This window comes from Pedobacter nyackensis (assembly GCF_900176505.1).
Lineage (GTDB): Bacteria > Bacteroidota > Bacteroidia > Sphingobacteriales > Sphingobacteriaceae > Pedobacter > Pedobacter nyackensis.
On the sequence record NZ_FWYB01000001.1, the window covers coordinates 494,855 to 508,972 of the forward strand.

Annotated in this window: 8 protein-coding genes; all 8 read left to right on the forward strand. The window is 40.5% G+C overall.

Annotation, left to right across the window (positions count from 1 at the left end):
• Nucleotides 1–48 precede the first annotated feature (48 nt).
• Nucleotides 49–2,127, forward strand: a complete 2,079-nt coding sequence (locus B9A18_RS02035; RefSeq protein ID WP_084286992.1) for a carboxy terminal-processing peptidase — start codon at nucleotides 49–51, stop codon at nucleotides 2,125–2,127.
• A gap of 25 nt (nucleotides 2,128–2,152) precedes the next feature.
• Nucleotides 2,153–2,701: a sigma-70 family RNA polymerase sigma factor gene (locus tag B9A18_RS02040; RefSeq protein ID WP_084286993.1), complete on the forward strand. Its 549-nt coding sequence runs from the start codon at nucleotides 2,153–2,155 to the stop codon at nucleotides 2,699–2,701.
• A 6-nt stretch (nucleotides 2,702–2,707) separates the two neighbouring features.
• The gene (locus tag B9A18_RS02045; RefSeq protein WP_084286994.1) at nucleotides 2,708–3,859 is read left to right on the forward strand and encodes a FecR family protein; all 1,152 of its coding nucleotides are present in this window, start codon (nucleotides 2,708–2,710) and stop codon (nucleotides 3,857–3,859) included.
• 99 nt (nucleotides 3,860–3,958) lie between these two features.
• Entirely contained in the window at nucleotides 3,959–5,359 is a 1,401-nt protein-coding gene (locus B9A18_RS02050) for a TlpA family protein disulfide reductase (RefSeq protein ID WP_084286995.1), read from the forward strand.
• The gene (locus B9A18_RS02055; protein WP_084286996.1) at nucleotides 5,338–7,920 is read left to right on the forward strand and encodes a M1 family metallopeptidase; all 2,583 of its coding nucleotides are present in this window, start codon (nucleotides 5,338–5,340) and stop codon (nucleotides 7,918–7,920) included. The genes B9A18_RS02050 and B9A18_RS02055 overlap by 22 nt, the downstream gene beginning before the upstream one ends.
• Before the next feature lie 10 nt (nucleotides 7,921–7,930).
• The gene (locus tag B9A18_RS02060; protein ID WP_084286997.1) at nucleotides 7,931–9,061 is read left to right on the forward strand and encodes a TlpA family protein disulfide reductase; all 1,131 of its coding nucleotides are present in this window, start codon (nucleotides 7,931–7,933) and stop codon (nucleotides 9,059–9,061) included.
• A 27-nt stretch (nucleotides 9,062–9,088) separates the two neighbouring features.
• The gene (locus B9A18_RS02065; RefSeq protein ID WP_084286998.1) at nucleotides 9,089–12,664 is read left to right on the forward strand and encodes a SusC/RagA family TonB-linked outer membrane protein; all 3,576 of its coding nucleotides are present in this window, start codon (nucleotides 9,089–9,091) and stop codon (nucleotides 12,662–12,664) included.
• A 9-nt stretch (nucleotides 12,665–12,673) separates the two neighbouring features.
• A complete protein-coding gene (locus tag B9A18_RS02070; protein WP_084286999.1) occupies nucleotides 12,674–14,110 on the forward strand; it encodes a RagB/SusD family nutrient uptake outer membrane protein in 1,437 nt (478 codons plus the stop codon).
• Nucleotides 14,111–14,118 lie beyond the last annotated feature (8 nt).

A 14,118-nucleotide genomic window follows, 5' to 3' on the forward strand; every position in this document is an offset into this window, starting at 1 on the left:
CTTTTTTGGTTTCTGTTCGCCTTCATAAGGAATAAACCTTTATACTTTATGAACAAAACCAACTATTCCAACGTGTTGAGGTGTTTTGCTTATGCTGGAGTTATCTGTGTAAGTTCCCTGCAAACCATAAGGGCACAAGATCTGCAGCCGGACGCAGCCGCAATTCGGAAAGCTACGGTATTAAATGTGATCCGGAATCTGGAGCACAAACATGTGCGCCCAAAAGCCATCGATGATAATTTTTCAAAAATTATCTGGAAAAAGTACCTTGAAAACCTTGATCCCAATAAGGAAATATTGCTGCAAAGCGATTTACAGCAATTGAGGAGATATGAATTAAGCATTGACAACGAACTGAAAGAAGGACAAACTGCGTTTTTTACAGCTGCGTACCAAATTTATCAACAAAGGTTAAATGCTGCCGCCGCCACATATAAAAGGATATTGGAAAGTCCTTTTGATTTTAAGAAAGACGAGTCTATTCAGTTGAGTGGGGAGCTAAGGAATTTCGCTGACAGTCAGGCTGCATTGACACGGTTGTTGCAAAAGAAAGCTAAGTACCTGGTGTTGAAAAAAATGTCAGACCTGAGTAATGGTAAAACTAACAGTCCTGCGTTAGAAAAAGAAGCAAGGATAAAAGTAGACAAATGGGTTTCCAATACATTTAAAAATCTTACAGGCCAGTCGGCGTTAAATGAAAGATTTAGTCAATACATCAATACCATTACGCTTGAAGTTGATCCTCATACTTCTTATTTTCCCCCGGTGAAGGCCAGGAGTGTCAATGACCAGATGGCAAAACGATTCTATGGCTTGGGATTAGAACTTCAGGATAAAGAAGGTGATGTGTTTATTAAAGCGTTAAGACCAGGTGGTGTAGCCATAAAAAGTGGATTAATAGACGTCAATGATAGGATTTTGAGTATCAGTGATGCAAAAGGGACTATGCTTGATGTTGCGGGAATCTCAATCACTGATATCTCGGATATGATCCGAGGCGAAAAGGACACTGAAGTGTCCTTGGGGCTGTTGAAAAGTAGTGGACTGGAGAAAACCGTTGCACTGAAGCGAAGCGAAATAAAGGACGAGGAAGGGAGAGCCAGGAGCGCCATTATTGAAAAGAACGGTTACAAGATTGGCTACATTTACTTGCAGGAGTTTTACGTCGATATGGTAAATCCTGCTGGAATCCGTTCTGCTGATGATGTGCAAAGGGAGCTGATTAAATTAAAAGCGGAAAACGTGAACGGAATCATTTTTGATCTGCGCAATAATGGTGGCGGATCATTGGATGAAGTGGTCAAAATGAGTGGTTACTTTTTAGGGAAAGGGCCAAAAGTTCAAATTAAGGACGCCAATGAACTTAAAATACATACCACAAATGCAGCTCCATTGTACGAAGGCCCTCTTGTTGTTTTGGTGAACGAACAAAGTGCCTCGGCTTCCGAAATATTTGCCGCTGTAATTCAGGATTATAAACGTGGAATTATCATCGGTAGTCCATCAACCTATGGAAAGGGAACTGCACAAGCAACGCTCCCAATGGGAAAAATGGGAGATAAGGCCAAGGGAACGCCAAATATAAGTTATGGTTCTTTAAGGCTTACCCAGCACCAGTTTTATAGGGTTAATGGTGCTTCAACACAGTTAAGGGGTGTAAAGGCAGATGTAATCCTACCGGGAAAACTGGCTTATCTTAAGATCAGAGAAAAAGACAATGCAACAGCGCTGGCCTGGGATAGTATTCAGCCAGCGATTTATACAGAATTTAATAAAGCGACAGTCTGGAATAAGATCTTACATTTAGCAAAAGAATCAGTTGGGCAGGATGAAAAATTTAGTATTGTAGATGAAAATAGTAAATTGCTGATGCAAAACCAGCTAAATCCTGTAAGCCTGAACTTAGATAAATTTAGTAAGGAACAAGCCAGATTGTCTGCATTTATTCGGAATATTGACCAGGCAATACTGCTGCCTGAATTTAAAAAGAATAAAGTGAAGGGAACGCTGGATCAAAGTGTCGATCCAGGTAATGAATGGTACAAGAAATGGACAGAAGGTATTTCGGCAGACATATACCTTGACAAAAGTCTGGAAATTATAAATAAAATTATAACGGTTAAATAACCAAAAAATATAAAATGCAGAGCTAATGGCAGACCTTTCCAAAATAGAAACGCTCTTTAAAGAACATTATTCCTTCCTATGTGCGGTTGCATATAAGGTAGTAGAGGATGAGGAGGTTGCCAAAGATATAGTCCAGAATTTTTTTCTGTACTGCCTGGATAAAATTTCAACCATAGCCGTACAAGTCAGTTTTAAAAGTTATGCATTCCGGTCAGTAAGAAATGCTTCATTGAGCTATCGGAAAAAGTCGAAAAAGGTAGATTTTAACGATGACGTACTGCGGAAAAAGACTGCTAATATGGCCAGTTATTCAGACCAGGATGTACAGGAACATGAAACTGCGCGAGATCTGGTATTATGGGAAATTATTGGACAAATGCCTGAAAAGCGAAGGCATGTGTTTTTATTGAGTAACAAAGAAGGATTAAAATATACAGAAATCGCTGCACAGCTGGATATTTCGGTAAACACGGTCAAAACACATATTAAATTGTCGTATGAGTATTTACGTCGTGAGTGCCAGTCGTTGGTCAGAATAATGGTTTTAGTTGGTATATGGATTGGATTTTATTAACAGGATATGGATCAGGAAGAAAAATTAAACTGGGATAAGCTGTTGAAGCATATAGAAGGCAATTATGAAAACGATCAGGATGCCGAAGAATTGAATGAAGAGGAGCTTGAATTGCTATTACTGGCAGAAGAAACGAATATGAGGTTAAAGGAAGAAAATCCGGAGCACAAATTTCCGGTAGCGGCAGGCTGGGATGAATTACAGGCAAGGTATAAAGAAAAGGAACAGCTGAAAGTAGTTAAGCTTAATCGAAGTAAATTATATAGGACAATGGCTATTGCCGCCATACTCGCACTAGTACTGGCACCCGCATGGTGGTTGTTTTTAAAGCAGAATGATGCTGTTAAATCTTCCTCGAAGGGATCCGATGAAATTCACCTTACGCTAGCAAATGGCGAGACTGTTGAACTGGAAGCAAGCCAGGCAAATGTTTTAAAATCGGAAGGTGCCACTTTGAATGGTAGTACCCTTATTTATCAAAAAGAAACCAGTTTGCCTAAAGAAGAAGGGGCTGAATTACAAATGAATGTACTTGAAGTGCCTAATGGTAAGTATACTAAGTTGGAACTAAGTGATGGTACATTGGTATGGGTAAATTCGGGATCAAAATTGAGCTATCCTACAGTTTTTTCAGCGGCAAAAAGAGAGGTGATGTTAGAAGGAGAAGCTTATTTTGATGTGAGCCATAATGCTGCCAGGCCGTTTGTAGTGCATTTGAAAAGCCTGAATGTGAAGGTGCTGGGTACGGCATTCAGTATCAGTACCTTTGGAAATGTGATACATACTGCGCTTGAACGTGGAAAGGTTAGCCTGGAAACAGGAAATCAATCCATATATCTATTGCCAGGCGAACTGGGTAAATACAATAAGCAGGAAAAGCAATTGTCTAAAACCGAGTCGGATTTAAGAGCTTATACCGCTTGGAAAGATTCGGATATTTATTTCGACAACAGTACGCTGGAAGAAATTGCATCCCGCCTGCAACGCGAGTATAACCTGGCGTTTAGTTTTGAAAATGATGCACTTAAAAATCTGCATTTTACTATTGATATGCCTAAAACACAAGATGTAAGCAAGATTTTAAACAACATTAAATTTAGTAGTAACCAGGTTAATTTTATGGTTGATGGAAATAAAGTGCAGGTAAAACAACGATAAGTTTTATGGCTTATCACAAAAAGGGTGAAAATAATTTGTAATTGTTTTCACCCTTTTTTGTGCAAGTGTCGCCTATACTAAAAACCAACCTAAACTATAATGAAGTTAAAATTATTTTTGCATTGCTTTACGCTATTGATATTGGCGTCAAGCGGGCTTCGGGCTGTAGACAAGCCATCTGGAAAGATCAGGTTTAGTGTAACCATCAATTGTCCGGACCTACAATTTGTCGCGTTTTCTCATTTAAAAGATCAGGACGAAACTGTTTGGGAAACAGAGATGGTCATGCCTAAAGTATCAGGTCAGGTTTTAATTAAAAAAGATTTGCCATTTGCCTTACAGATTATATCCTTGAATCATATCCCGGTATTTATAAGCGGGCCTCAGGAGGTTAATCTGATGATCCATGCTAAAACATGGAAAGTTCGTCCTGTGGTCAATTTTAATAGCGTTGAGGGCTTCAGACAAAGTCTTCCTTATCAAATGGATAGCTTATACGTGATTTCAGCAGATAAGTTGGTTAAGATGAATGTAGCCGAGCTGATTGGTGGGCTTAAAAAGCTGGATGAAAGGGTAGATGCCTTGCTTAAGAAAGCAGGTGTAGTAAAGCCGGCGGAGTTGTCTTTGCTGCAACGTTATGCCGGTCTGCTTCGCATGAAGGTTAAACAAACTTATTTGAAACTCCATAAGGACAACAATACTTTGCCAGGTAATTTCCCCGACTGGTATTTAAAGGGGGAAGGTTTTAAAGGGACGGATTTGGGTAGGATTTGTAATGAGGTTATTGTTCAGAACTACCTCGTGGGGTTCGAAGAGGGGCGAGCACTGATAAATCCAGCCGCATCACGATTTGAAAGATGGGAGCCCATATTACAGGACAAGAATCAGTTTTTAATAAAAAGGAACATCATTCCAAATTATTATACACTTTTTCGTACAAAAGGATTAACTCCGGAACTCAATGAATTTTATTCGAAAATCAGAAGTGCATTAACAAATGCTGGAGATATCGAAGCGCTTGACCAATTTTATCATACTTATGAAAACTTGCAGATAGGTAAACCCGCTCCTGATTTTGCTTTGCCGGATACGGACGGAAAACTGGTTCGCTCATCTGATTTCAAAGGTAAAATGCTGGTCATAGATTGTTGGGGTACCTGGTGTGGGCCATGTAAGGAAACACTTCCGTTATTTAGGACCGTTGCGGCAAATTATAAGGACAGTACCGATATCGTCTTCATTACCGTTGCCCTGGAAACAAAGGATGGGATTGACTGGAGAGCATATCTAAAAGAACACAACATGGAGCAGGAAATCAATTTGCATCTTGTACGTAATTCAAAAGATGATGACTTCTTTAGAGATATCTATAAGATGAATACCTATCCCAGATATATTGTTTTAGATCGAAAAGGAAATTTCCTCGACTCACATTTAGAACACCCGAATCAAAAAGTATTTAAAGAGAAAATCGACCAATGGTACAAAGAGAAAAGATAAGCATAACACTTTGCTTATGGGTTGTGGCAATGGCTTTTTTCATTCAGCCATTGTATGCGCAACAACCGGTGCTATTTGATCCTCATGAAACTTTTAAGTCAATGAGTTATCCGCCAGACGATTTGTACAGAACTGCAAACGGCAGGCCGGGAGTGGGGTATTGGCAAAATAAAGCAGACTATAAAATAGTGGGGAGTTTTGATACTTTATCAAGAGTTTTCTCCGCTAAAATGATAGTCACATATACCAATAACAGCCCTCATGATCTGCATGAAATCTGGATCGGCCTTGCACAGAATCGTTTTAGGAAGGATTCACGGGCCTCGGCGCTCACTCCCATAAACGGGAGCCGTTTTGGTATTCAGGAGTATACCGAAGGCTTCGTATTTGATCGGGTCTCAGTCCCGGGTAAATCCCGGAGCCAATTAGCCAAGGCAGCTTATGAGCTAATGAACGATCAACTCAAAATCGATCTTCCAAATACCCTCAAACCTTCAAAAAGTGTTACGCTGAGCCTTAATTATCATTTTACACTACCTGTTAAAGGATCTGACTTTATGGGGGTGATGCCCTCTTTAAACGGATCAATTTATCAGATTTCGTCCTGGTTTCCCCGTGTAGTTGTTTATGATAACATCAAAGGCTGGAATACGAACGCAGGTTACTATGTGGAACCAGGTAAATTAGATTATTCGATAAATGTGCCTTCTGAAATGATAGTCCAGGGTACCGGCAGCCTCGTAAATCCCCGGGAGGTTTTAACAAAACTACAATATGATCGGCTGATGACGGCAGCTAAAAGCGATACGACCGTTCAGATTCGCAGGCCGGAAGAAATTAACCTGTCGACAGCAAAGTCTCCTGGTAGCCGCTCCATCTGGCACTTTAAAGCCGATAATGCCGGCGATGCGATCTTTGCAATATCAAAGGCTTTTATTTGGGATGCTGTAAAAGTAAATATCCCTGGTAAAGCACCAGCGTTAGCCATGTCTTTATATCCTATGGAGAGTAATTTTGCTGTTTGGCAGGAATCCGCACAATCCATGAAAAAAATATTGGAAAACTATTCAAAACTCTGGGGTGCGTATCCTTATGCTACGGCTGTAAATATCGGCGGTTTAGTTACAGGGATTGCTGGGCCTGGCGCTTGTTTCCTTTATTATAAATCTAATGGGATGGCAAACGGTGTATGGCCGATTTTGAACCATGAGCTTGGTCATAACTGGTTTAACATTATGGTCGCCGGTAATGGTCGACATGGTTGGATGGTTGAAGGTTTAAATTCATTTATCAATCATGTAAATGGAGAACAGTTAAAAAGGCAAACTGCGTTTGAGATGCCCGATGCTGTACAATGGCTTACAAAAGCAAAACCAGGACAAACCGCTGCTACTCCCGCTGAACTCGTTACCTACAATAATTTTGCTTTACTCTCCTATATGAAGCCGGCAATCGCCATAAATCTACTGAGAACGCAGGTTTTAGGAGCGGAACGATTTGATCCTGCATTTCGTGGATTTATCGCCGACTGGAAATTTAAACATCCTATGCCTTCAGATTTCTTCCGTTACATGGAGAGCGCGACGGGAGAAGATCTTTCCTGGTTCTGGCAAAGCTGGTTCATGAACGACTGGAGGTTGGACCAATCCCTAACAGAGGTTGCGTATGTTGATAACCGGTCCGAAAAAGGTATAAATATTAAGCTTCTGAATAAAGGAAAGATGGTGATGCCTGTTGTGGTAGAGGTTATTGAATTTAACGGAAATATAAATCGGGTTAAGCTACCTGCCGAAATCTGGCAGAAAGGCCCGGAATGGGTTTTTCATTACCCTTCAACTACTACGGTCATTTCTGTGAAGATTGATCCGGATCAGCGTCTTCCGGATCAGGATTATAGTAACAATACCTGGCAGGGCAATTCTGTGCGTAAATCAGTTCCTGCAGGAGTTACCGCAAAAAAGATTGTTGAACAATATCTCCATGCTGTCGGTGGAAGAAACAAAGCTATGAAAGTGTTTACGGCCGACCTTGAGTACTTTAAACTTGTAGATGAAGTTGAATATGTCTTAATCCGAACTGTCAATGAAGGTCAATATGATACGGAGATCAGACTTTCTAGTCTCCCATATCCCCTACATAAATATACCACAAAGGAGAGTGATGTCCGGTATAGACAAATGGGTACTCAAATGGAACTGAACACAACACAAAAGAAAAGTATTCAACAGATGTGTCAGCTGTTTCCCGAACTGCAACTCCTGGAATCCGATATGCAGCTGGAAGAGACTATACAAAATATAAATGGCACCGATGTTTATGTGCTTCATCTGGATAGGGGGAAACCCGGAGAAAGGAAGTGCTATTATGAAGTAAGCAGCGGATTAAAGGTGAAAGAAGTCTACCTCGGGGCTGAAGATTTTAATTTGTTGTATTCAAGTTTGGATATAGCAGAGTATAAACCGGTAAATGGCCTGCTCCTTCCTCATACGCTTATACTGAAGCGCGCAGGCGAAAACATCGTCATGTTAAAGAAAAAGCAATTTAAACTAACCATAAACTAATCTTAAAATAATGAAAAGACCAATTTTATCACTTCTAGGCCTGAGTATTTTCGCCCTTAGTGTTTCTGCTCAGAATAAACTGGAACTGACGGCTAAAATGCCGGAACTGATCAACGATGACGTGGTTTATCTATGGAACCCGATCGATAAAACGACAGATTCAACCTATGTTAAAAACCATAGTTTCTCTTTTTCCAACCCGATGAAAGGGGGCGGTTCTACCTTTATTTTGCAGGCCGGCAAAAATCCTGAGAAAACCGGACTGGGAATGGTCGTTTACCTGGAAGTGGGAAAAATGAATATTGCCGGAAATGGAACAGGGTTTAAGGGGGCAACTTTTACGGGGGATGCTTTTGTATCTGATTGGGTTGCTATGGAAAAAGCTATGGAAGAATCTTATCGTAACCTGGATAAAATCGACGAGCTGAGTATCGAATTGGGAGAAGCCAGAAAGATAGGCGATGAGCAGGCAGCGAACTCACTTGTGGCACAGATCACGATGTTAACACAAAAGGTTACCGCAAGTGGTAAAAAATGGATCGATAATCATTTGAATTCGGGTCCGTCTACCTATTTGCTCAATGCAGTTTTACCTAATATGCTTTCTCGTGAGGAGACATTGGCTTATCTGAATAAATTTACCGGCAGTGCTAAAAATCAGATCACAACAGCTATGTTGTCCGGTCTCACAGGCTCTAGGGCGCAATGGGTAGATAAACAGGCACCAGATTTTAGTCAGCCTGATGCGAAAGGGAAAGTGAGTAGCCTGGCCGACTTTAAAGGCAAATATGTGTTGGTTGATTTCTGGGCGAGCTGGTGTACACCCTGTAAAGCGGAAATTACAGAATTAAAATCTGTTTATGAAAAGTTCAAGGACAAGAATTTTACCATTGTAAGTATTTCTCTTGATAAAGACAAAGAAAAATGGCTGCAATCTATTACTGAAGAACAAATGCCATGGTTACAACTGTCAGATTTGAAAGCGGAGCAGAATAGTGCTGTATTGGCTTACAAGGTACAGGGTATTCCCGCCAACTTTTTAATTGATCCGACAGGCAAAATCGTAGGCGTAGGCTTCCGTGATGGTACTACTCCTGGTTCAAAAACGCTGGAAAACACCTTAATCAGATTGTTAAAATAACTCGGCATTCACCACTAAACCAAACTCATGAATTATTTTTATCGAACAATATGTGTCCTGATTTACGGCGTCATGTTTTTAACCATTTTTCTGCAGCCGGCATTGGCACAGCAGAAAAATGAAGATAAGGTTAACATCAATATCCGTAATGGAAAGCTTGAAGAGATCATTCAGGCTGTGATGAAGCAAACTTCGGTTAAGATCGTGTACAATCAGGAACTGGTACAGAAGAGCCCGCGCCAAACTTTTATAGCTAAAAATGAACCGCTCAAATCAGTAATGAAACGGCTATTGAAGGGGTCTGCCCTCACCTTTGTGATGATGGACAAAGTAATGGTCATTGCGCCTAAAGAAGAGGATGATGAAGCAGCTCAAATTAGCAATACTGTGAAGGGGATGGTGCAGGATGATAAGGGGAATCCGATTCCGGCAGTGACTGTAAATGTAACAGGAACGCCCTCTACTACATTTACAAATGAAAAGGGCACATTTAGCATTTTATTGGAAGAAGGTAAATCGCTTACTTTTTCTTCTGTAGGATTTCAAAAGAAAACCATCAGGCCAAAATCAGGAGAAATGATTACTGTCAGACTGGAATCGGAATTAAATGAGATGGAAGAATTCGTGGTAACGGGTTATCAGACTGTGAATAAGCGTTTGTCTGCCAGTTCTACCTATACCTTAAAAGGGACTGAAGTTAAAGAACCTGGTGCTACAAATATCGTTTCCATGCTACAAGGTAAGGTTCCGGGACTATCTGTTGCGAAAAATTCTGGAAGTCCGAATGCGATTCCGTCCATGCGAATGAGAGGAACCTCTACTTTGATCGGAAATGCAAATCCGATTATTGTTGTTGACGGGATTATCCGGGAAAACCCAAATGCTATTAATCCGGATAACCTTTTGGGGGTTGAGCCAAGTAGCCGTGATATGTACTTAATGAAAGATGGTATTCTGTCAAAAGCCAGTTTAACCGGAAATTCCATTAGTGGATTAAATGTAAATGATGTGGAAAGTATTACCTTCTTAAAAGATGCTTCAGCTACAGCAATCTATGGAACCAGGGCCGCAAATGGGGTAATCGTGATCACGACTAAAAAAGGAAAGGCTGGTAAGCCTGAGATTAGTTATTCCAGTACTTTAGGTACTTCGCGCAGGCCACAGTATAGTGATATGCAACTGATGAATTCACAGCAGCGTGTCCGGTTTTCCAGAGAGATGTACCAGGACGGGTATACCTATCAAAGCGTACCCATTAACATGGGATATGAAGGTGCCTTTATGGACCTGATGAACAAAAAAATTACGGAGGGACAGTTTCAGAAAACGGTAGCGGATTTAGAAAAGCTGAATACAGATTGGTTTGGTATACTGTTTCAAAATACGCTGAATGTAAGCCAGCATCTGAGCCTCTCTGGAGGAAGTGAAAAAACGAGTTATTATTCTTCTGCTTCTTATGAGGATAATAAAGGTACAGCTAAAGAAGACCGGCTAAGAGAAGGTAGTGTTTCTGTAGCCATAAATTCCCAGTTGAACAGAAAGCTTACCTTAAACTTTAATTTGAATGGAAGTCAACGGTTTTCTTCAGGCTACTTTAGTGTAAATCCCCTTGACTATGCGATACAAACCAGCCGTGCAATTTCCCCATCACTGGTTTATCCAAGCATTAAAGAAGATTCTTTTGGTTTTGTTACTCCATTGGATTATAACATCCTTAATGAGATTGAGCAGACAGGAAGTTCAGTTAAGAATTCGCAACTGGCATCTTCGTTGAGCCTCAACTATCTTGTTCTTCGTGGACTTACCCTTACTTCGTTGGCAAGCGGAAATGTGAACGCATTAAATTCTGAACAATATGCTACGGAGCTTAGTAATTATGTTGCCCTTAGCAGGGGGTATAATTATGGTTCCGTCGCACCAGGAAGCGTTATGGAACTAAATTCTATCTTACCTTTTGGTGGGGTTTTGCTGCCGTCAAACTCATCGGTATATGGCTATACGCTACGTAACATGGCTGAATTTAACCGTAGTATTTTTACCGAAAATGATGTGTTTAATATTGTGGCCGGACAGGAGATCAGGTCTGTAAAAAACGATGGTTTGGACAATCTGCTTCCTGGATATTTGCGGGACCGGGGCGAAGGGTTTTCCATGGTGCCCAATTCTATCCCTATGATCAGCCCAAAGCGGACAAATACGCTTAATAATTTCATGTCCTTATTTGCTACTGCAAGCTATAGTTATGCAAATAAATACATTGTAAATGGAAACATAAGAACAGATGCTTCCAATCGTTTTGGCCAGTTTGCCAATCAGCGTTTTTTACCTGTATGGAGTATTGCCGGTCGTTGGAACATTAGCTCTGAAAAGTGGCTCCAAAACAGCAAAATTATTAATGACCTGGGTTTAAAGGCTTCTTATGGATTTCAGGGGAATGTAATCAGTTCCGTAGGTCCGGATCTGATTTTGAGTATACCAGACGTTAATTCGGCACTTAATGGTGGGGCAAATGAATTTTATTTGAATATCAAATCTTTACCCTACCCAGGTCTGAGGTGGGAAAAAACTAAAAGTCTGAACCTGGAAATGAATGGTTCATTATTTAATTCATTTCTGAATTTCAACATGGCCTATTATCGTAAAAGAACCACTGATGCCATTACTCGAAAGTTTATTCCACTGGAGTATGGTGTGCCTATCATGCTCGTTAATGGCGGTAATATTAAAAATTATGGTTATGAAATGCTGCTGGGCATGAACCTCATCCGTAGGAAGAACTTAAACTGGCGGATGTCTGTAAATTCAGCAAAGAACTTTAATACCCTGGAGAAAGGAACAATCGAAACCACCAGTTCGATAATTGCGGATTATCTGAGTGGTGCTGTACTTGTTGAAGGACAGTCTATCAATACATTTTATGTTTTTTCATTTAAAGGACTGAATCCAAAAACCGGGGTGCCGATGTTTAAAGGGATAGATGAAGATGGGGTCGTGCCAAAGGGCTCATTTATCGATTTTTTAAAACCAGCAGGATCACGTGATGCTAAGATTAGCGGCGGATTAAATACTTCTGTGGATTATAGTGCTTTCTCCCTGGGGATGTCTTTTGCCTTTAAATTAGGCTCAAAAAGATTGAGAAATCCGGTTTATAAAGCCTCTGACGTATCTATCCCGATGACCCAAGAAAATCTGCCTGCAATTTTGGAGGAGCGTTGGCGTAAGCCGGGTGATGAAGCCTTTACTGATATTCCGGCTTTTCCTAAAAATAATGGTCTGCAGGGCGAGGGATTTGTTGTGATGACAAATGAAACGGGTTCTACCACCTCTAGTATGAGTCGTTATGATATGTACAACCATTCTGACGCAAATTTGGTTTCTGGAAGTTTTCTAAGGTGCAATGCAATTAATTTTTCTTATCGCTTAGCTGATAACCTGGTGAAACGGATGAAATTAAAGCAGGTTTCCGTTTCCGGAACAGCTTCTAATTTATTTGTAATCGCAGATAAAAAGTTAAGAGGCCAGGATCCCGAAATTGATGGTGTGGGTACAACAGCGTTGCCTATCAGTAAAATCTTCAGTTTGGGTTTAAATGTGATTTTTTAATAAAAAACTATGAAAAGAAATTTATCTATTTTACTTCTTCTTTCGGGCTTTTTTCTGGTGTCATCCTGTAAAAAATTTTTGGAAGAACAGTCTCAGACGGATATTATTCCCAGATCTGCTTCTGCATTGAACGAATTATTATTGGGTGCGGCCTATGTCAATAATGCCGGTCCTGGATATGATAGGAGCCTTCGTCTTTTGGATGATGATGTGGCTCAGGGTGCATTTTATAAATATGGTAATAACATGTATTTTGCCTATACCTGGCAGCCTGAGGGCCTGGGTAAAGATGGCTTAACCGCGGGATCAGATTCATGGACCGTCTTATACCCGCGCATTCTTACCTGCAATATGGTTTTAGATTATGCGACTAAAGTAACTGGTACAACTGCAGAAATAGAGAATGTAGTTGGTCAGGCCTGTCTTTTGCGGGCATTTTATTATTTTAAACTGGTTAATCTTTATGCAAAACCTTATAGTGATAAATTATCCGATCCGTCCAAAGATCCGGGTGTTCCATTAATGCTTAGTTCTGGTCTTTCGTTTGAAGGAAAGCCACGCAATACAGTAGCGGAGGTTTACAAACAAATCGTAGAAGACCTGGATAGAGGAATTGAATTTCTGGAAAGAAATGGTAAAAATAACAACGTTTACCGCATTAACCATATCGCAGGCTATTTGCTCTCCTCGAGGGTACAGTTACAGCTGGGCAACTGGCAAAAGGTGATTGATGCGACAACAAATGTACTGAATAGAAAGTCGGATTTAATGGATTTGGCCACCTGGGGCGCTGTAAATCAAAATGGTAAACCTATTATTGGTCCTGTGAATCAGGAAAGCTTATGGGTGCATAGTAATCCTGATGAGGTTATCTTTGACGGGAATACTCAGGAAGGGTACAGTTATATACTTTCTGATGACCTGATTTCCAACTTTGAAACGGGAGATTTGAGATCGAGTATTTACATTAAGAATAAAAGATCCATTAAACGCCCAACTGTTGGTTACATTGCAAAAGTTGGGCAAGCTTTCCGGGTATCAGAAGCTTTATTGAACCGGGCAGAAGCTTATGCGCAATTGAATAAATTAGGGCAAACAGGAAATGCACAGCTAGCCTTGGATGATTTAAATACCTTAAGGAAAAAAAGGTTTACTCCCGCAACTTATCATGACCTTGTGAGCTTAGGTGCTGATGACCTGCTTCAAAAATGTTATGATGAAAAACGTAGGGAATTTTTTGATGAAGAGAATCATCGGTGGTTTGACCTTCGCCGTCATGGCATGCCTTCTTTTACACATTCGTATTATGAGAGTGATGTGCAAGTTTTAAAATATGTCCTTCTTGATCATGATCCGGGCTATGTACTTCAAATTCCTAAAGTAGCATTAGATAAGAACGCAAAATTAACCCGAAATCCAGATCCAGCACGACGTATTGGACATTAATCAGATCG

Bases quoted from the DNA above. Each gene is read 5' to 3' on its own strand.
- B9A18_RS02035 (WP_084286992.1), top strand. From the start codon at position 49: ATGAACAAAACCAACTATTCCAACGTGTTGAGGTGTTTTGCTTATGCT.
- B9A18_RS02055 (WP_084286996.1), top strand. From the start codon at position 5,338: ATGGTACAAAGAGAAAAGATAAGCATAACACTTTGCTTATGGGTTGTG.
- B9A18_RS02050 (WP_084286995.1), top strand. From the start codon at position 3,959: ATGAAGTTAAAATTATTTTTGCATTGCTTTACGCTATTGATATTGGCG.
- B9A18_RS02060 (WP_084286997.1), top strand. From the start codon at position 7,931: ATGAAAAGACCAATTTTATCACTTCTAGGCCTGAGTATTTTCGCCCTT.
- B9A18_RS02045 (WP_084286994.1), top strand. From the start codon at position 2,708: ATGGATCAGGAAGAAAAATTAAACTGGGATAAGCTGTTGAAGCATATA.
- B9A18_RS02070 (WP_084286999.1), top strand. From the start codon at position 12,674: ATGAAAAGAAATTTATCTATTTTACTTCTTCTTTCGGGCTTTTTTCTG.
- B9A18_RS02065 (WP_084286998.1), top strand. From the start codon at position 9,089: ATGAATTATTTTTATCGAACAATATGTGTCCTGATTTACGGCGTCATG.
- B9A18_RS02040 (WP_084286993.1), top strand. From the start codon at position 2,153: ATGGCAGACCTTTCCAAAATAGAAACGCTCTTTAAAGAACATTATTCC.